Source organism: Bosea vestrisii (assembly GCF_030144325.1).
Taxonomy (GTDB): domain Bacteria; phylum Pseudomonadota; class Alphaproteobacteria; order Rhizobiales; family Beijerinckiaceae; genus Allobosea; species Allobosea vestrisii_A.
Genome location: NZ_CP126307.1, coordinates 3,072,939 through 3,091,725, shown reverse-complemented (window position 1 = coordinate 3,091,725; position 18,787 = coordinate 3,072,939). Strand labels below are relative to the sequence as shown.

The following is an 18,787-nucleotide window of genomic DNA, read 5'->3' as shown; positions in this document are numbered from 1 at the left end:
AAGCTTTGCAGGAGCATCATCACTGTGCAAGGAGCCACTTGACAGACAAGATGGTATTTGGTCGTTATTGTCCCGCCGAAGTTTGACTTTGCCTTTGCGCTCGCGATTTGCAGAGCGGCACTCCCCGACATCGTCAGGCTCATAAGCGCCCAGTTTTGCTGGGCTGGTGCTGCGCCTTTGATCTGCCGTGTTCAGGCCGGAAGCTCTCGGTGAGGGCCGGCCAATGCGCGCTTCTGCCTCGATCACGATTGCGATCCTGTTCGCTGTAGGAGCGACGCAGACGCGCGCGCATCGGGCGCCCGGCGGCTGGGATTACCCGTTCGAATGCTGCTCGGAGGCCGATTGCGCGCGGATCGATGCGAGTGCCGTCCGCGAGGTCCGGTCCGGCTTCGTCGTGACGATCGCGCCCGGCCGGCATCCGATGTGGCCAACGGAGCGCCGCGAGCCGCTCGTCCTGGAGATATCGCATCAGAAGGCTCGCCAGTCGCCGGATGGGCTCTGGCACCTGTGCATCAATGATGCCGGGGAGTTGCTGTGCTTTTATGCGCCAGGCGGGGATTCGTAGCGCGAGCAGCGCGATGCGATTCCATCAAATGCTTGGACAGTCGGCCGCAACGAGTGCCCTAGCGGGGCCTGCTCATTAAGCAAATATTGGCTCAAGCTCGGGTTTGTGGGCCCGGCAATGTCGACGCGTGGGGATAGGTCAATGCGGTTGGCGATCGAGGATGCGCGCAGTCTGGCGTATCGAGCTCTGACCGCCGTGGGAGCGAACGATGCGGTCGCCGCTTCTCTGACTGCTGCGACAATCGCTGCGGAGCTATCCGGACGTTCTGCCGTCGGATTCGCACATCTGCCCGACTATCTCGACGGCCTCATAGCGGGGCGCATCGTGGCGACTGCCGAACCCGAGATCAGCTTTCCGGCGCTCGCTGCTATCCGCATCGATGCCAGGGAGGGCATCGCCCAGCTCGGCTTCGATCGGGCCTTCGACGAGTTGCGGGCGCGCGCAGCCAGCTATGGCCTTGTCCTTCTCCTGCAGACGAACAGCTTCTCAGCCGGGGAGCTGGGTTATTATACGCGGCGCCTCGCCGAGGCTGGGCTCGTGGCGTTTGCCGCGACCAACGGGCCGGCCAATGTCGCTGCCGGCCGAAGCCGCCGGGCGGTCTACGGCACGAACCCCATATCCTTCGCCGCCCCGATGGCGGGCGCGCCGCCGCTCGTCATCGACCAGTCCTCCAGCGCGACTGCTTTCGTCAATGTAAGGCGTGCCGCGGAAGCCGGTGAAGCCATTCCAGCTGGTTGGGCTATCGGCGTGGACGGCCAGCCGACGACCGATGCCCGAGCGGCTCTCAAGGGTGCGCTTCTCGCATTCGGTGGCGAACGCGGCGCCAACATCGCTTTGATGGTCGAGATCCTGGCCGCCGGTCTGACGGGCGCGAACTGGTCGCTCGACGCGCCGCCCTTCGCGGAAGGCAATCGATCGCTCGGTGCCGGTCTCTTCATCCTGGCGCTGAAGCCGGAGCTTCTGGCGCCTGACTTCTCCACCCGCCTGGCGGCGCATGCCGCGCGCCTATCCGCGCTAGGCGTCCATATTGCGGGGCAAAAGGAGCGCCACACGGATATAGAGCTGCCCGAAGCGCTCGTGGAAGCCATTGAACGCTATGGGCGGAAGTGACGACCATGCCGGGCCGGCATCCCATGTGGCCGACCAAGCGCCGTCAGCCGGCCGTGCTCGATATCCCCGACCAGAAGGCCCGGCTCTCGCCGGGCGGGTTCTTCCATCCATGCATGAACGATGCAGTGGAACTGCTCTGCTTTTATTCGCCGGCAGGGATTCGTGGTGCCGGTAGAGCCCGCGCTCGGGCGGCAGCCAGGCGCGACCCTCGCCGCTCTTGGAATCCGAGGTCGCGCCTGACGTATCCGTCGCGGTGGGCTGTGCGCCGACGGGGTTAGGACTTCTGGAGCAGGAAGGCTTCGGCGAAGCTCAGTTCGACCATGTCGCCCCGCTTCAGGCGGCGGATGTCGTTCTGGATGTCGGGATCCGCCACGACATGGGTCCGCGGCCCGGCCGGGCCGACATAGCTGACGACGTTCGTCTCCGGATCGAACTTTTCGAACCTTGCCGTCACCGTCAGCGACCGCACCACGAATCTTTCCGGCAGGTTCTGGAAGGAGGAGTCGGCTGCCGCCTCCGTGTAGATGATCGCTGGCTTGGCACCCTTCCGGGCGCGCTTGGCGCCGAGGACCACGCCTTCGACGCGGCGAACCTCGACCCGATCACCCGGGCTGATGTTCTGCAGGTTTCCGAACACTGCCGGCACCGCGACGGGCCATGTCTGGCGGCCCTGCTTGACGACCACGATGCGCTCGGCAGGATTGACGGCGGCGACCTCGACATCGAGACGCTCGACCTCCACCGGCCCGACACCGGCGACGATGATCGTCTGACTGGTGACTGTCGGAGTGGTCGCGCAGCCCGCCAGAGCGAACGAAACTGCGGCGATCACGCTGATCTTCTTCAACATCGGACGTCTCCCCCTTCAAAAGCAATCCGGTCTGAAATCTATTGCCGGCTTCCGGGATATTGTCTGCAGATCGAGACAATTGCGAAGGACGACTTCGCAAGCGCAAGACTAAAGGCCAAGTTCAGCCGCGGCACAATAGCTGGCCGGTCGATGGAACCGGGCGCGGAACCGCGAGCGCGGAGCGCGGGATGCCGGGGACATGGCGAGAATACCCGTTCCATTGTCAATGCTGGAAACACCGCCGAGGATGAGGCGGAAAGACCGGGCGCCGGCACGGCTTTCGCTCTAGCTGTCTTGCCCTAGCCCTCGTATCGCGCCAGCCGCTCCAGATCCAGGATCGTCACCTCGTTATGGCCGACCTCGACGAGGCCGAGTTCGGCGAGTTTGGCGAGGCTCTGATTGGCCATCTGCCGGGAGATGCCCGCGAGCAGGCCGAGCTCCTCCTGCGAGATCGTCAGCGTCCGGTCCTTGTTCGGGTAGAGGATCGGGTTGAACAGCCAGGCGAGGTTGCGGGCGAGGCGGCCGGTCGCCCCCAGCATGCGGTCGTATTCGGCGAGCCCGATGAACTGGGCGAGGCGTTCGTTGAACTGGTGGACCAGGAAGCGGTTGAAGGCGGCCGAGTGCTCGAACAGCCAGAAGAAGGTCTGGCGCCGCATCAGCGCGACCTTGCTCTCGCGCAGCGCGACGAGATCGTAGCGCCGCGGTTCGTTCTTGATGATCGTGCCCTCGCCGAACCAGGCGCCGCCGCGCAGGCCCGCGAGCGTCGCCGATTTGCCGCTGCGCGAGGTCGTGCTCATCTTGAGCAGGCCGTCGGCGACGCCGGTCCAGGATTCGAGCCGGTCGCCGACATGGCAGACATGGGCGCCCTTGCCATAGGCCTTGATGCTGGTACCGCGCCTGGCTTCCTCGAACTCCTCCGGCGTCAGGTCGTTCGACCAGGCGGCGATGCGGCGCAACTCGTCCTCGGAAATCAAGATTCGCCGGCCCCTCAGTCGCTCAAGCGGGAGAGGGGATAGTATGGGGCGGCGATGCGGCCGAACTCAAGCACGCTTTCCGGCGTAGACTGCAGCGGGTCGCGCCGCTATTCGGCCGCCTTCGGCATTGCCAGTGCTGCATCGGAGCCGTCGCGCAGGCGCTTCAGCAGCTCGGTTTCTTCGGCCTTAGCGGCGGTGAGATGGCGTTCCTTGACGTGGCCGAAGCCACGGATCTTTTCAGGAATAGCAGCGAGGGCGACGCAGATCGCATGGTTCCGCGGCGAGAGCTTGCCGAGGATCTCGGCGATCAGCGTCTCGTAATCCGCGATCAGCCGGCGTTCGGTTCGGCGCTCCTCGCTGTAGCCGAAGATGTCGAAGGCGGTGCCACGCAGTCCTTTCAGATTAGCCAGTAGGCCGAAGGCGCCCATCATCCACGGCCCGAAGCTCATCTTGCGCGGCAGGCCGGTATCGGGATCGCGCTTCGCCAGCAGCGGCGGGGCGAGGTGGAATTCGAGACGCACAGGCTCGCCCGAGGCGCTATCCTTTTCGAAGGTCGCGGCAAGCTGCTTGCGGAAGGCGCCGTCGCTGTAGAGCCGGGCGACCTCGTACTCGTCCTTGTAGGCCATCAGCTTGAAGAGATAGCGTGCGACAGCCTCTGTAAGCGCACTCTCGCCGGGAGCGACGCTCGCCTCCTTCGCCCGGACTTTCTCCACGAGATCGCGATAGCGCGCCGCATAAGTGGCGCTCTGATAGCCGGTGAGGAAGTCGACGCGGCGGGTGATGATCTCGTCGAGGCTCTGCGAGATCTGGCGCGCTTCCGTTGGGGCCTTGGCCTCGGCGAGCGCCGCGAGCAGGGCAGATGGGTCATGCGCGGCGCGGCGGCCGAGCTCGAAGGCTCGGCTGTTCATCGCCACGGCTTCGCCGTTGAGCTCGATCGCCCGCAGCAGCGAGGCGCGCGAGAGCGGCACGGCGCCGAACTGCCAAGCGTAGCCGAGCATGAACATGTTGGCGGCGATGGCATTGCCGAGGAAAGTCGTGGCCGCCGCTGTCGCATCGACGAGATGGGTGTTGTCGCGCCCAGAGGCGGAGACGATCGCCCGCTTCAATCGTTCGGTCGGCAGCGAGAAATCGGCATTGCGGGTGAAATCACCAGGCAGGCTTTCTGCGGTGTTGACCACCACGGTCGAGCCCGGCCGGATCGCGCCCAGCACCTTCTTCGAGCCGGTGACGGTGAGGTCGCAACCAAGCACGAGGTCGGCTTGGCCGGCGGCGACGCGGATGGCGTGGATCTCGTCCGGCGTCGGGGCGAGGCGGACATGGCTGAAGACCGCGCCGCCCTTCTGGGCGAGGCCGGCCATGTCGATCATGCCGCAGCCCTTGCCTTCGAGATGCGCCGCCATGCCGAGGATCGCGCCGATCGTTACGACGCCGGTGCCGCCGACGCCAGTGACGACGATTGCGAAATTCCGGTCGAGCGCCGGCACCTTGGGATTCGGCAGGTCGCCCGCACCGAGCGTGGAAGCGTCCAGCGTACGCGGCTCAGCCTTCTTCGGCCGCGCGCCATGCACGGTGACGAAGGACGGGCAAAAACCCTTCACGCAGGAAAAGTCCTTGTTGCAGTTCGACTGGTCGATCTGGCGCTTGCGGCCGAACTCGGTCTCCAGCGGCTGGACGGAGACGCAGTTCGACTTCACCCCGCAATCGCCGCAGCCCTCGCAGACCAGCTCGTTGACGATGACGCGCTTGTCTGGATCGGGATAGGCGCCGCGCTTGCGCCGGCGGCGCTTTTCGGTGGCACAGGTCTGGTCGTAGAGCAGCAGCGAGACGCCGGAGGCGGTGGCAAGCTCGCGTTGGACTGCGTCGAGATCGTCGCGGTGATGCAGGGTGGTGCCGGGCGGCCAGAGCGTGCCGGCCGGGTATTTGTCGGGATCGTCGGAGACCACGGCAATGCGCGCGACGCCCTCGGCCGCGACCTGGCGGGCCATCTGGTCGGGCGACAGGTGCCCTTCCGCCTGCTGGCCGCCGGTCATGGCGACCGCGTCGTTGTAGAGCAGCTTGTAGGTGATGTTGACGCCTGATGCGACGGCCCAGCGGATCGCGAGCGAGCCGGAATGGGTATAGGTGCCGTCGCCGAGATTCTGGAAGACATGGCTCCGCGTCGAGAACGGGGCTTCGCCGACCCAGTTGGCGCCTTCGCCACCCATCTGGGTGAAGCCCGTGGTATCGCGGTCCATCCACTGCACCATGTAGTGGCAGCCGATGCCGGCATAGGCGCGCGAACCCTCGGGCACGACGGTCGAGGAATTGTGCGGGCAGCCCGAGCAGAAATAGGGGGTTCGCTTGGCGACTTCGATCGCTTCGGCGAGGCGACCCTGCGCCGCGGCGATCTCCTCGAGGCGCGCGCGCAAGGCAGGATCGTCCCGATACTGGAGCAGGCGGGCGCCGAGCGCGATGGCGATGTCGTTGGGATCGAGCGCGCCATGGACCGGGAAGAGCCACTCACCCCGCTCGTCCTTCTTGCCGATCACCATCGGCTGGTGCTGCGTGCCGTAGAGCTCCTCGCGTAGCTGGACCTCGATCAGCGAGCGCTTCTCCTCGACGACCATGACGAGGTCGAGGCCATCAGCGAAATCCTTCAGCTCCTGCGGATCGAGCGGCCAGGGGCAGGCGATCTTGAACAGGCGGATGCCGAGATCATTGGCGCGGACCTCGTCAAGGTCGAGCTCCTCCAGCGCCTGGCGCACGTCGAGATAGGATTTTCCGACGGTGATGATGCCGATGCGCGGCGTCTGGCCGCCTGAGAGGATGGTCTGGTTGAGCTTGTTGGCGCGCAGATAGGCGAGGATCGCGGCGCGCTTGTGCAGATGCAGTCGCTTCTCTTGGTCGAGGAAGTCGAGCTCGCGGCGGATGCTGAGGCCGCCCGGCGGCATGACGAAATCATCGGGGATCGCGATGCTGACCCGGTCGACCGAGCCATCGACCGAGGCGGTCGATTCGATGTTGTCCTTGACGCATTTCAGGCCGACCCAGACGCTGGCGAAGCGCGAGAGCGCAAAGCCGTGCAGGGAATAATCCATGATCTCCTGGACGCCGGCCGGGTTCAGGATCGGCATCATCCGGTCGACTAGCACGAACTCGGTCTGGTGGGCGTTGGTCGAGCTCTCGGCGGTGTGGTCGTCGCCGAGCAGGCAGAGCACGCCGCCATGGCGCGAGGTGCCGGCCATGTTGCCGTGGCGGAAGACGTCGCCGGTGCGGTCGACGCCCGGGCCCTTGCCGTACCAGAGCGCGAAGACGCCGTCATATTTGCCCTCGCCGGAGAGCTCGGCCTGCTGCGTGCCCCAGATCGCGGTGGCGGCGAGGTCCTCGTTGAGGCCGGGCTGGAAGACGATGTTGGCGGGCTTCAGCTGCTTGCCGGCTCGGGCGAGCTGCTGGTCGAGCCCGCCGAGCGGCGAGCCGCGGTAGCCGGAGACGAAGCCGGCTGTGTTCAGGCCCGCTAGCCGGTCGCGTTCGTGCTGGGTGAGCAGCATGCGGGCGATGGCCTGCGTGCCGGTCAGGAAGATCTGCTGCTTGGAAAGGTCGTATTTGTCGTCGAGCGCGACGGCTCTGAGCTCAGGCTCGTTCGCCGCGGGGCCCTGCGAAGTCTGCTGCGTACCGGCCATGGCCGACCTCCCGACGATCGCGCTCAAATCGACTATAGGGACCGGTAGCGCCGGTCTCCAATTCGTTATTACGTCAGCAAAGCTGTCATAACTGACGTGATATCGTCAAACGACCTTGGGGTGATTCCAGAGTAGCGGAGACCGCTTGCGCCGCGATTTGGCCGCCTTTGCGGGCGATGCCGGCAGGGCTCACGGCACGAGATTGCAGGGTAGGCGCGCAAGGCGCGTTTTTGTATGAAAGCTCGGCCGGATTCGCCGCAGATTCGAGGAAATTGCCGCGTGCCGCGACGTTTCGACGTTTTCACCCTGCTCACCGTCGTCGCGGCCTGGCTCGGCCTTGCTCTGCCGGCGCTGGCGCATCCGCACGTCTTCGTGACGTCGCGCACCGAGATCCTCTACGGCTCTGACGGCGCGGTGAAGGCGCTGCGCCATCGCTGGAGCTTCGACGAGGCCTATTCGGCCTATATGGTCCAGGGCCTCGACAAGAACGGCGACGGCAAGCTGACCTCCGACGAGCTCGCCGAGCTTGCCAAGGTCAATATGGAATCGCTGCCGGATGTCGGCTTCTTCACCATCGCCAAGGCGAACGGCAAGCCGCAGGAGTTCGGCACGCCGAGCGAGGCTTCGCTCTCCTATGAGAACAAGACGCTGACGCTGACCTACACCTTGCCGCTGAAGGTTCCAGCCACGGCCAACCGTTCCTTCGGCATCGAGATCGGCGACCCGACCTATTTCGTCGCCTTCGAGATCGGCGAGGAGGCCGATGCGGTGGCGGCGCGCGATGCCCCCAAGGGCTGCATCGTCCGGATCATGCGCCCGCCCAAGCTCGATTCGGCGACGCAGCAGCGCCTGGCGCAGGAGGACATCACCGCGACGCCGGACATGAGCGCCTACCAGGTCACCACCAGGGCGCTGGTGGCATGTCCCTGAGCGCCCCCGCCGCGCCGGGCCTGCCGCTCTGGCCGCGTCGCCTGCTCGTCGCGCTGCTGGCGCTCGCTTTGGTCGCAGGTGCGCTCGGGCTGATCGCCTGGCTGGCCAGCCTCTACTTTCCGCCTCCGCCCCCCCCGCCGCGCAATCCATTCGGCACGGCCTTGCCGCGCGAGGCGCTGCCGGCGACGACCGGTATCGGCGCGGTCATCCTTGCCTGGCAATCGAGCTTCTATCGCGAGCTGACCGCGACGCTGAAGGCGATTGCGCAGTCGCCGGCGGCGCTGCCCGGCCTGCTCGGGCTTTCCTTCGCCTATGGCGTCTTCCACGCCGCCGGGCCGGGCCACGGCAAGGCGGTGATCTCCGGCTATATCGTCGCCGACAATCGCAGCCTGAAGCGCGGGCTGGCGCTCTCCTTCGCGGCGGCGATCGTGCAGGCGCTGGTGGCGATCGGGCTGGTCGGCGCGCTGACGCTGGCGCTGGATGCGACGGCCAAGACCATGGCCTCGACCACCTTTGTGATCGAGCAGGGTAGTTTCGCGCTGGTCGCGCTGGTCGGGCTCTACGTGCTCTGGCGCAAGGCCGGGAATCTCGTCGCACTCGGCGGCGGCGCGGCGCATGATCCCGCCTCCTGCGACCATGTCCACATGCCCGGCGCCGAAGAGGTCTCGCGCCTGCGCTCGTTCCGCGAAATGGCCGGAATCGTGCTCGCGGCGGGCCTGCGCCCCTGCGCCGGCGCGCTGATCATCCTCGTCTTCGCCAATGCGCAGGGTCTGCTCTGGGCCGGCATCGCTGCGACCTTCGCCATGGCACTCGGCACGGCGCTGACCACCGGGGCGTTGGCGGCGCTGGCGGTGTTCTTCAAATTCGCGGCGCTGCGCTTCGCAGGTGGCGGTTCACTGAAAGGAGCCCGGATCATCGCCGGGCTCGAAGTGCTGGCGGCGGCCTTCGTCGCCGTGCTCGGTGCGGCGCTGTTCTTCGGTCTGTGGATCGGCGGACAGGGGAGTTAGGTCTCCTTCTCCCCTCGGGGGAGAAGGTCCCGGCAGGGGGATGAGGGCGGTACGACCGGGTGAGACATGGGCAGGGCGCGCCCATCCTTCCCTCATCCGTCAGCGCTTCGCGCTGCCACCTTCTCCCCCGAGGGAAGAAGGAAACCCCGCTACTTCGCCGCGGCCTCGTAGACGAACAGGGTCGACTTATCGTCATCCGGCACGAAATAGGCGCGGACGCCGTCGCCCGCCGGCTCGACCCAGAACGGGTTCTGCGTCATCGGCAGGCCGGATGGCGACCAGAGCTCGATGGGCATCTGGAAGACCGGGCGGTTGTCCTTGAGATCGACGATCTCGAAGCCGCCGAGCCGGAAGAGCGGGCCATCCTTGCTCGCGCGGTAATTGTTGAGGCCGGAGCAAAGCATCCGGCTCATGCCGATCGAGTGGCAATCCTGGTAGTCGATGTAGAGCGCCGGGTTAGCGACACGCAGCGCTTCCGGCGCGGTGGTGGCATTGGTGACCTTGCCGTCGGCGCCGAGCGGCCAGGCGTAAAAGCGCCGCGAGCCCCAGCTGACGCCGTGCAGCGACTTGCCGTCGGTGTTGTGGACGATACCGCCGACATGGTCCTTGAAGCGGAAGACCTCGGTCGCCTTCAGCGTTGCGGGATCGACCTTGTAGATGATCGACTGGCTGTTCGGCCGGTATTCGGCGACCGGGATCCAGAGGTCCTTGCCGTCGAAGTCGATACCGCCAGGGTGATAGACGGAGCCTTCGCCGAGGGTGATGCTGGCCAGGAGCTTGCCCTGCGCATCGACCTTGAAGAGATGGCCCACGCCCTCGCCGGTGTCGCGGTCGTAGCCGTCCTTCGGTTCGGCATAGCGCGTCGTCGGCTTTTTGATCTCGACCGAGGAGATGAAGAAGGCGTCGCCGATCTTGACCATGCCCTGCGGATGGTGGGTCGGGAACTGCAGTTCGACCGCCGCAACTTGCGTCCACTGTGTGGCGCGCGTCAGCTTCGGAACGAGGGTGTTGAGCGCCGGATCTGCCGCCAGTGCCGGCGTCGCCGTGAGCGCCAGAGCCAGTCCGGCGAATGCCATGAGCTTGGTCTTCATCGCCATCGTCCTCCCGTGATCCCGCCCTGAAGCCGGGCATTGCGGCGATAGTCGCGCTTCGCGACGTTCGTGCAAAGGGGAGATGACGCGCAGCTTCAGCGCTGCGCCAGCGGATCGTTCTCCAGCAGGATCGGCTTGCCATGCGGCGTCGCCTCGGCGGCGCGTTCCCATGCGGCGGCGCGGGCATCGACGCCGTCATGCGAGGCGAGGCCCTTTTCGATCAGGAGGTGCTCCAGCGCCTCGCACCAGCGCTCGTAATAATCGGAGCCGTCGCGGCACCCGCCATTGGCCAGCGCTTCGCGGATCTCCGCGCCGAGCGTCTGCGCCCATTCATCCGCACTGAAGACGCCGCGATTCTGCAGGGCGACGACGAGTGCGAAGGCCTGCGCCTGCCAGGGCTCGGCGAAGACCGGACCCTCGGCGTCGCGCGGGATCGGCGTGCCGGCGGCGAGTGTGTCCGCTAGGGCTGCGTCAGGCCGGCTCAAGATAGCTCTCCCAGGCCTCGATGCTGACGCTCGAGGTCGGATCGGCATCGCGGCCCCAGAGCTCCGGCCCGGCGAAGACGACGGTGTAGAGCCATTGCGCCGTCTCGGGCGCGCCATGGGCGCCGGTGTCGGGAAAGACATGGCAGCCGGTGACCAGCTCGACCACCCCCTCTTTGCCGCGGGCATAACGCGGCAGGCGGGTATGATGCTGCGGGTGCATGACGATGGTGCGGACCTTGTCGCCGACCTTGAAACGGGCCGGGGCCGGCGCCTCGCGCTCATAGGGGAAGCCGCGGCGCAGGACGGTCGGAACCTCTTCGCCCTTCAGAACGCGCTTGGGCTCCCGGCGCGTGCTGCCGGCGACACCGGAGACGAGCTCCTCCTTGCTCAGGAAGCCCTGCTCGACCAGCACCTTGTCGAGCGCCGCCAGCCAGATCTGGTAATAGCTCGACGACAGGTATTGCGCCGGCGGCAAGCTCTCGCGGGCATGGCGGATGCCGTCGATCGTCCAGGCGCCCATCGCGCCGGCGGCGACATTGATCGCCAGCACCTTCCTCTCCCAGTCGGCATGGAAGATCGGCTCGTCCTTCTCCGGCACGACCGGGCCGAAGCCCATCTGGCCGCCGAGGTCGTGGGCGCTGTTCATGGCCGATCCTCCGGGGAGGGCAGGCCGACGCCGATCATCGAGTCGCGGCTGACGATCGCTGCCAGCTCGTCCTCGCTCCAGCCTTCGGTGCCTTCAGGCCGCATGGGGATAACGATGAAGCGGGTCTCGGCGGTCGAATCCCAGACGCGGATGCGCTGGCCTGCCGGCAGGCTCACGCCGAAATCGGCTAGGGTGCCGCGCGGGTCGATCACCGCCTTGGCGCGATAGGGCGGCGATTTATACCAGACCGGCGGCAGTCCCAGCACCGGCCACGGATAGCAGGAGCACAGGGTGCAGACGATGAGGTTGTGCTCCTCGGGTGTGTTGAAGCAGACGACGATGTGCTCGCCGCCGCGCCCGCCATAGCCGAGCTCGGCGACGGCGGCGGTGCCGTCCGCCTTCAGGCGCGCGGCATAGGCCGGATCGCTCCAGGCTTTCGCCACGACGCGGGCGCCGTTGCGCGGGCCGATCTTGGTCTCATAGGTGTCGATGATTGCGTCGAGCGCGCTGGGGTCGACATAGCCCTTCTCGACCATTAGCGATTCCAGCGCCTTCACCCGCGCCTCGATCGGGGTGAAGTGGTTGTCGTGCTCGTGGTCATGATGGTGGTGATGGTCGTGGCCGCTCATCGGACCCTCCTCGTCATGCCAGCCTGATCCGCGCCGCCCGCTCGAACTTCACCGCGAAGGCGACGAGCGACTTGTCCGAGCCCTTCGGCCCGATCACCGACAAGCCCAGCGGTGCGTCGTCGCGATGGGCGACGGGAATCGAAATCTGCGGGAAGCCCGACAGGCCCGCAAGACAGAGCAGGCGCAGGGCACGGTTGCGGAAATCCTCGAGCTCGGGTTCGCCGGCGCCGATCAGGGGCGCGACGTCCGGCACCGTCGGCAGCATCAGCACGCCGTCCTTGCCGAGCAGCTTGGCGAGCTTCGCCCGGAAAGCCTTGCGCACGCTGTCGCCGCGCGCGACCTCCGCATCGCTGACTGCCTTGCCGAAGGCGAAGCGCTCGGCGACGCCGGGGCCGAGCGGTGGCGCATGGCGCTCGATCATCGCGCCATCCGCCTGCCAGGCCTCGCGCCCCTGGATCCAGCGGAAGGCCCAGTAGAGCGCGTCCATGTCACTGACGGCGCGCACTGTCTCGGGCTGGCCGAGGATCGGCACGATGCGCTGCACGACATTGCGCAGGATGCGCTCGGCCTCGGGCACGGCCTGGGCGAAGAGGTCGTCGGCGAGGAGGAGGCGAGGCGTTTCCGGCAGCGTCAGCCGGTCCTTGCCGAGCACCACATTGGCGGCGCGGGCGAAGACCTCGCCATCCCGGGCGAAGAAGCCGGCGGTGTCGAGACTCTCCGCCAGCGGCCAGGCCCGCTTCAGCGAGAGGCGGCCGTGGGTCGGGCGGATGCCGAACAGGCCGCCATAGCTCGCCGGCGCCCGAACCGAGCCGCCAGTGTCGGAGCCGAGGCCGATATCGGCGAGCCTTCCGGCGACCGCTGCCATCGAGCCGGAGGACGAGCCGCCGGTGATCCGATCCGGCGCCGCCGGATTTACGGGCGAGCCGAAATGGGCGTTCTTGCCGTTGAGCGAAAAAGCGAGCTCGTCGGTATGGGTCTTGCCGACGAAACGGGCTCCGGCCTCCAGGAAGGCCTTCACGATCGGCGCCGTCTTGGTCTTGATCCCCGAGAGCGCCAGCACGATCGGCGAGCCCGCGCCGGTCGGATAGCCCTTGACGTCGAACAGGTCCTTGACCGCGAGCGTCAGCCCGGCGAGCGGGCCGGACGAGGCGTGTTTCACCGGCGCTTGCGGATACGGCACGAAGCAGCGAAACGGGTCGTTCTCGATCATGTGTTCTCAGATCCCCCAGATCTCAATCAGATGCCGCGGGCGTCGCCGTCCGAGCGCGGATCATGCGTCGCCTCGACATGGCCCTTCTGGTGCTTCACCAGCATGCCGGCATGGCCGAACTGGTCGGAATAGGCCTCGCTGTATTCCTCGACCGGGTGCCCGGCTGCGGTGAGCCTGGCCAGCAGCATCGGGTCGAAGCGGTTCTCCAGCTTGAGCGAGATCGAGCCGGCGCCCCAGGTGCGGCCGAACAGCCAGCGCGGCGCATCGACGGCGTCGGCGAGGCCCTGGCCAAAGCGATAGCGCGACAGGATCTGCGCCTGGAATTGCGGCTGACCGTCGCCGCCCATCGCGCCGTAGCTGACGATGCGGCCATCGTCGAAGCGGGCGAGCGGCGGGTTGAGCGTATGGAAGGGCTTGCGGCCGGGAGCCAGCGGATTCAGCGCCTTGGCGTCCAGCGAGAAGGAGACGCCGCGGTTCTGCCAGTTGACGCCGGTCTTGGGCAGGATGCAGCCGGAGCCGTATTCCCAGTAGAGCGACTGGATATAGGACACCGCGAGGCCGGAGCCGTCGATCGCGCCCATCCAGATCGTGTCGCCCTCGCCGGGCCGGAACGGCCAGCTCGCGGCGCGCTTGCGGTCGATCTTCGCGGCTTCGCGTTCCAGAGCGGTGTCGGTCAGGAGGCTTGCCGGATCGACCGTCATGAAGGCCGGGTCGGTGACGACCTTGTCGCGGATGGCGAGCGCGCGCTTCACCGCCTCGACGAGGCCGTGATGGTGGTCGAAGCTCTCCGGACGGGTGACACCGAGCCTTTCGAAGATACCAAGGATCATCAGGGCGGTGAGGCCCTGCGTCGGCGGCGGGAAATTGTAGACCGTGAGGCCCGGCAGCTTCAGCGACAGCGCCTGGACAGGCCGGGCGCGGAAGGCTTCGAGATCGGCGCGGGTGATGGGCGCGCCGAGACGCCCGAGGTCCTCGGCAAGCTCGCGGCCGATGTCACCGCGATAGAAATCGTCGAGCCCGGCATGGACGAGCTGCTCCAGCGTCGCGCCGAGCGCGGTGGGTTTGCGCCGGTCGCCGGCCTTGGGCCGTTCTCCGCCCGGCCAGAAGAACTCGCTGAAGCCGGGCGCGGCCTTCACCGCGTCGACCTCCTGCGGCCAGGTGCGCAGTTCGGAGTCGGAGATATCGTAGCCCTCGGCACAATGGCGGATGGCGTCGGCGAGCAGGTCCTTCAGCGGCAGCCTGCCGCCGAGGCTGGCGGACAAAGCGAGCGCCGCCTGCCAGCCGCCGATCGCGCCGGCGACGGTGATCGCCGCATCCGGGCCGCGCGCCGGCAGCGTGTCATGGCCCTTCTCGCGATAGCGCTCGATCGTGGCGAGGCTCCCTGCCGGACCGCAGGCCTCGATGGCGTGGACCTTGCCGCCGGGCTCATGCACAAGCCAGAAGCCGTCGCCGCCGATCGCGTTCATGTGGGGATAGACGACCGCGATGGTCGCAGCCATGGCGACCATCGCCTCGATCGCATTGCCGCCCTCGGCGAGGATGGCGCGCCCGGCTTCCGAGGCGAAGCGATGGGGCGCCGCAACGGCGGCCGAGCTGAAAACAGGAGAATCGGGCATCAGGTTCTTTTCGTTCGGGGCAGGCGTGACCATTTTGCCGGAAGGCGCGATTTTGTTGCATGCCGCCGCCGGCTAGGCTAGGCGGTCCGTGCATGGGTTCCGAGGGTAAAAGCATGGCGGCTGGCCGCACCAATTGGCGCAACGTGATCATGGTGGTCTCGCTCGCCATCCTGATCGCGGTCGAGATCTTCGGCGTCGCGCTGGCGTCCGGCTGGGCGCTGGCCGGCCTGTTCGAGCTCGGGCCCATCGTCGCCTATGTGCTGATGGGGCTGTTCTCGGTGCTCGCCGCCTATGGCCTGGTGAACTTCATGCGCCGCGTCGTGAAGATCGAGCGTCTGACCCAGCGCGGCTGAGTTCAGCCGCAGGGTCGCATCACCACCGGATCGGCCTCGGCCGGCAGCAATTCATCGAGCGACCGGCAGCGGTTTTCCACGCAGACTTGCCAATCGGCGGTGGCGCCGGAGCGGCGCATCACCACTTCCGGCAGGGCAGGCAGGTTCGGTTTCCAGCGCCAGAAGCCGTCGACGAGCTTTGCGCCATCAGGCGGATCCATGCCGGCGCCGGAGCCCTGGATGCGGGCCTCTTCGAGGACGAGGCCTTTCGGGCCTTGCCGCCAAAGCTCCTCCCACAGCGATTTCTGCACCGAATGCCGCCAGGACAGCGTGATCTCGCTTGCGTCGAGCGAAACCACGAGCGCACCGGCGGCGAGGCAGATCACGCCGGCTTTTCCAACCCGTCGGGGCGATTGGCCCACCAATGGCGGGCGACGATTGCGGCGGCGAGGGCGTAGCCGAGCGGGTCGCTATAGGGGAATTCGCCGAACAGGAAGACTGCGGCGGCAAAGCAGAGCACGCGTTCGATCATGGTCAGGCGCCCGAACAGGAAGCCGATCGCGACCATGCCGAACAGGGCGATGGCGATGCTCGCCTTGATCACAGCGTAGACCACGGACGGCCAGAAGCCGATTGTCGCGCTCATCGCATCGCCCGGCTGCAGCATCAGTGCCGGCGAATAGACCGCGATGAAGGGGATGACGTAGCCGGCGAGCGCGACGCGCATCGCCTCCCAACCGATCTTGTCAGGGTTCTCCTTGGCGATCGGCGCAGCCGCCAAGGCCGCCAGCGCCACCGGCGGCGAGAGGTCGGCCATGATGCCGTAGTAGAACGCGAACATGTGGCTGACGATCAGCGGCACGCCGAGCTTTTCCAGCGCCGGGGCGGCGAGCGCCGCGACGATGATGTAGGTCGGGATCGTCGGGATGCCGGTGCCGAGCAGGATCGAGAGGATCATGGTCAGGACCAGCGCCAGGAACAGGCTGGTCTTGCCGAGCCCGATGATCCAGGCGCCGAAGGTGGTGCCGATGCCGGTCTGGGTCATCAGGCCGATGATGGTGCCGACGATAGCGCAGGCGATGCCGACCGGCAGCGCCGTCTTGGCGGCGTCGGCAAGCGCGTCGCGGCAGATGGCGAGCGTCGCCCGGCCGCCGATGGTGAGGGCGTTGAGCAGGACGAGTGCCAGGATGAGGCCGGCGACGACGCGGACGTCCATGCCCTCGCGCAATAGCACCCCGGCGATCAGCCCGAGGCCGATCCAGAAGATCACGCGCAGCGTCGTCGTCTTGAAGCCGAGGGCGATGCCGGCGCCGAGCAAGAGACCGACGGTGAGCGCGAGCCCGATCGTGCCGGCGAACAGCGGCGTGAAGCCGTGGAACAGCATGAAGACGAGCACGGCGAGCGGCAGCGCCAGATACCAGCGTTCGCGCAGCGCTTTCAGCGGGCTCGGCAGCAAAGCGCGCTCGATGCCCTTGAGGCCGTGCTTGCCGGCTTCCAGATGCACCATCCAGAAGGCCGAGGCGAAATAGAGCACGGCCGGGATCGCGGCCGCCTTGACGATCTCGGAATAGTCGACGCCGAGCGTCTCGGCCATGATGAAGGCGGCGGCGCCCATCACTGGCGGCATGATCTGGCCGCCCATCGAGGCGGTCGCCTCGACGCCGGCGGCGAAGGCGCGCCGGTAGCCAAACTTGATCATCAGCGGAATCGTGAACTGGCCGACGGTGACGACATTGGCGACGCCGGAGCCCGAGATCATTCCCATCATCCCCGACGAGAAGACCGCGACCTTGGCCGGGCCGCCGCGGGCGCCGCCGAACAGGCCGAGCGAGACGTCGTTGAAGAGATGGATCATCCCGGCCTTCTCGAGGAAGGCGCCGAAGACGATGAACAGGAAGATGTAGGTCGCCGAGACATAGGTCGGCACGCCGTAGAGCCCTTCGGTGCCGAAGGAGAGATGGCCGATGATCTGGTCGAAGCCGTAGCCGCGATGGTTGAAGGGCGAGGGCAGGTATTGGCCGAAGAACCAGTAGAGCAGGCAGACGCCGCACATGATCGGCAGGGCATTGCCCATCAGCCGCCTGGCAGCCTCGAAGACGAGAATGGCGAGCAGGCTGCCGACCACGAGGTCGAGCGTGGTCGGGTCGCCGTCACGCAGGATCAGGTCGGCATAGAAGATCAGCTGGTAGAGGCCGATCAGAAAGCCGAGCAGGCCGATGGCCCAGCCGAGCCAGCGGCCGGCCTCGGTCTTGGCCTTGAAATTGGCGACGAGGCCGAAGGAGAGCAGCAGCAGGAAGCCGACATGGACGCCGCGCACCGCCTGGCTCGGCAGGAAGTGCCAGGCCGAGATCAGGATCTGGAATGAGGCGAAGGCGAGCGCCACGGCATAGGCGAGCAGGCCCCATTTGCCGGGGCCGAAGCCGGGTGGGAAGCCGTGCTCGAAATTATCGAGCGCCTCGTTCTCGATCGGCGCGCCGCTCGCGCCGGAGAGCTCGTGCAGCCGGTCGGTATCGGCCCCCGCCACTGTGGTCTGCTGCGCCATCGCCTGCCCGCCCGTCGCCAAAAACCAACCGCCGTCATGCTCGGACTTGACCCGAGCATCTTGGAAACCAGCTAGCTGGTCATGAGATTCTCGGGTCGAGCCCGAGAATGACGCCCTACGACCCGACCTTCAGGCCCTTTTCCTTGAGATAGCGCGCGGCGCCCGGATGCAGCGGCACCGGCATGCCGTCGAGCGCGTTCTCGAGCTTGATCGATTTGCCGGCCGAATGCGACGAGCCGAGTTCGCCGAGATTCTCGAAGATGTTCTTGGTCATCTGGTAGACCAGTTCCTCCTTCACGCCGTCATGGGTGACGAGGTAGTTGACCACCGCTGCGGTGTTCACGTCGGTGGTCTGGCCGCCATAGGTGTTGGCCGGGATCGGCGTGCTGATGAAGGGCGGGCCGGCCTTGTCGATCACCGCCTTGGGCACCTCGACGACGACGATCTCGACGGAAGCTGCGAGATCGCGGATCGAGGCGACGCCGAGGCCGGCCGATTGCAGGGTGGCGTCGAGCTGGCGGTTTTTCATCAGCTCGACCGACTCGGCGAAGGGCAGGTACTCGATCTTGCCGAGATCCTTGTAGGACAGGCCGGCGGCAGTAAGGATGGCGCGGGCGTTGAGCTCGGTGCCGGATTTCGGCGCGCCGACCGAGAGGCGCTTGCCTTTGAGATCGGCCAGCGTCTTGATGCCGCTCTCCTTCGAGGCGACGATCTGGACATAGTTCGGATAGATCGCGGTGATGCCGCGCAGCTTCTTCAACGGCGTCTTGAATCCGGCCTCCTCGTCGCCCTTCCAGGCGGCGTCGAGCGAGTCGCCGAGGGTGAAGGCGATCTCGCCACGGCCTTGCTGCAGCAGGACGAGGTTCTCGACCGAGGCCTTGGTCGCCTGCACCGAGGGGCGGGTGTTGGCGATCTTGTCGCCATAGATCTTCGAGAGCGCGACGCCCATCGGATAATAGACGCCGGAGGTGCCCCCGGTCAGGACGTTGATGAAGTCCTGTGCCTTGGCCGCGACCGGCGTCACGGCGATGATCACGGCAGTCATGAGCCCGGCAAAGCGGCGGCCGGCGAGCAGCGTCGTCATGGTTCCTCCCGAAGCATGGTCCGGCTCGGACGGCCGGACTTTCCCTAGTTGTAGGCC

The 18,787-nt window shown here is 66.8% G+C and carries 17 protein-coding genes; 5 read left to right on the top strand and 12 right to left on the bottom strand.

Annotated features, from left to right (window positions below; translation table 11 throughout):
* Window positions 1–223: 223 nt before the first annotated feature.
* Together QO058_RS15310 and QO058_RS15305 are read left to right on the top strand one after the other, a co-directional pair.
* On the top strand, window positions 224–565 hold the full coding sequence (locus tag QO058_RS15310; RefSeq protein ID WP_284167185.1) for a hypothetical protein: 342 nt from the start codon (window positions 224–226) through the stop codon (window positions 563–565).
* Window positions 566–682: 117 nt separating this feature from the next.
* The gene (locus tag QO058_RS15305; RefSeq protein ID WP_347975316.1) at window positions 683–1,675 is read left to right on the top strand and encodes an Ldh family oxidoreductase; all 993 of its coding nucleotides are present in this window, start codon (window positions 683–685) and stop codon (window positions 1,673–1,675) included.
* Window positions 1,676–1,949: 274 nt separating this feature from the next.
* On the opposite strand, the gene QO058_RS15300 is transcribed toward QO058_RS15305, so the two are convergent.
* The 3 genes from QO058_RS15300 to QO058_RS15290 all read right to left on the bottom strand — a co-directional run bounded on the left by QO058_RS15300 (window position 1,950) and on the right by QO058_RS15290 (window position 7,158).
* Window positions 1,950–2,525, bottom strand: a complete 576-nt coding sequence (locus tag QO058_RS15300; RefSeq protein WP_284167183.1) for a putative periplasmic lipoprotein — start codon at window positions 2,523–2,525, stop codon at window positions 1,950–1,952.
* Between the two features lie 299 nt (window positions 2,526–2,824).
* A complete protein-coding gene (locus QO058_RS15295) occupies window positions 2,825–3,499 on the bottom strand; it encodes a Crp/Fnr family transcriptional regulator (RefSeq protein WP_284167182.1) in 675 nt (224 codons plus the stop codon).
* Window positions 3,500–3,606: 107 nt separating this feature from the next.
* Window positions 3,607–7,158 (bottom strand): indolepyruvate ferredoxin oxidoreductase family protein, encoded by a 3,552-nt coding sequence (locus QO058_RS15290; RefSeq protein ID WP_284167181.1) that lies wholly within the window; start codon window positions 7,156–7,158, stop codon window positions 3,607–3,609.
* A 279-nt stretch (window positions 7,159–7,437) separates the two neighbouring features.
* Here QO058_RS15290 and QO058_RS15285 point away from each other — a divergent pair, with 279 nt between their 5' ends.
* Together QO058_RS15285 and QO058_RS15280 are read left to right on the top strand one after the other, a co-directional pair.
* Window positions 7,438–8,088: a DUF1007 family protein gene (locus tag QO058_RS15285; RefSeq protein ID WP_284167180.1), complete on the top strand. Its 651-nt coding sequence runs from the start codon at window positions 7,438–7,440 to the stop codon at window positions 8,086–8,088.
* Window positions 8,079–9,095 carry a nickel/cobalt transporter gene (locus QO058_RS15280; protein WP_284167178.1) on the top strand — a complete coding sequence of 339 codons (1,017 nt, stop codon included), beginning with the start codon at window positions 8,079–8,081 and terminating at the stop codon, window positions 9,093–9,095. Before QO058_RS15285 ends, QO058_RS15280 begins: the two co-directional genes overlap by 10 nt.
* A 149-nt stretch (window positions 9,096–9,244) precedes the next feature.
* Here QO058_RS15280 and QO058_RS15275 read toward each other — a convergent pair whose 3' ends face one another.
* From QO058_RS15275 to QO058_RS15250, 6 genes are all read right to left on the bottom strand, one after another.
* Window positions 9,245–10,186 (bottom strand): DUF6454 family protein, encoded by a 942-nt coding sequence (locus QO058_RS15275; RefSeq protein WP_284167176.1) that lies wholly within the window; start codon window positions 10,184–10,186, stop codon window positions 9,245–9,247.
* A 95-nt stretch (window positions 10,187–10,281) separates the two neighbouring features.
* A complete protein-coding gene (locus QO058_RS15270; RefSeq protein WP_284167174.1) occupies window positions 10,282–10,671 on the bottom strand; it encodes a nitrile hydratase accessory protein in 390 nt (129 codons plus the stop codon).
* Window positions 10,658–11,317 (bottom strand): nitrile hydratase subunit beta, encoded by a 660-nt coding sequence (gene nthB, locus QO058_RS15265; protein WP_284167172.1) that lies wholly within the window; start codon window positions 11,315–11,317, stop codon window positions 10,658–10,660. Before nthB ends, QO058_RS15270 begins: the two co-directional genes overlap by 14 nt.
* On the bottom strand, window positions 11,314–11,946 hold the full coding sequence (gene nthA / locus QO058_RS15260; RefSeq protein WP_284167170.1) for a nitrile hydratase subunit alpha: 633 nt from the start codon (window positions 11,944–11,946) through the stop codon (window positions 11,314–11,316). Before nthA ends, nthB begins: the two co-directional genes overlap by 4 nt.
* A gap of 13 nt (window positions 11,947–11,959) precedes the next feature.
* A complete protein-coding gene (locus QO058_RS15255; RefSeq protein ID WP_284167169.1) occupies window positions 11,960–13,156 on the bottom strand; it encodes an amidase in 1,197 nt (398 codons plus the stop codon).
* Window positions 13,157–13,182: 26 nt separating this feature from the next.
* The gene (locus tag QO058_RS15250) at window positions 13,183–14,772 is read right to left on the bottom strand and encodes a gamma-glutamyltransferase family protein (RefSeq protein ID WP_284167168.1); all 1,590 of its coding nucleotides are present in this window, start codon (window positions 14,770–14,772) and stop codon (window positions 13,183–13,185) included.
* A gap of 113 nt (window positions 14,773–14,885) precedes the next feature.
* On the opposite strand from QO058_RS15250, the gene QO058_RS15245 reads away from it, so the two are divergent.
* Window positions 14,886–15,125 carry a hypothetical protein gene (locus tag QO058_RS15245; RefSeq protein WP_284167167.1) on the top strand — a complete coding sequence of 80 codons (240 nt, stop codon included), beginning with the start codon at window positions 14,886–14,888 and terminating at the stop codon, window positions 15,123–15,125.
* Between the two features lie 2 nt (window positions 15,126–15,127).
* Here QO058_RS15245 and QO058_RS15240 read toward each other — a convergent pair whose 3' ends face one another.
* The 3 genes from QO058_RS15240 to QO058_RS15230 all read right to left on the bottom strand — a co-directional run bounded on the left by QO058_RS15240 (window position 15,128) and on the right by QO058_RS15230 (window position 18,691).
* On the bottom strand, window positions 15,128–15,490 hold the full coding sequence (locus QO058_RS15240) for a DUF1850 domain-containing protein (protein ID WP_284167166.1): 363 nt from the start codon (window positions 15,488–15,490) through the stop codon (window positions 15,128–15,130).
* Entirely contained in the window at window positions 15,487–17,646 is a 2,160-nt protein-coding gene (locus tag QO058_RS15235) for a TRAP transporter permease (RefSeq protein ID WP_284167165.1), read from the bottom strand. The genes QO058_RS15240 and QO058_RS15235 overlap by 4 nt, the downstream gene beginning before the upstream one ends.
* A 115-nt stretch (window positions 17,647–17,761) precedes the next feature.
* The gene (locus tag QO058_RS15230) at window positions 17,762–18,691 is read right to left on the bottom strand and encodes a TAXI family TRAP transporter solute-binding subunit (protein WP_284172913.1); all 930 of its coding nucleotides are present in this window, start codon (window positions 18,689–18,691) and stop codon (window positions 17,762–17,764) included.
* Between the last annotated feature and the right edge of the window lie 96 nt (window positions 18,692–18,787).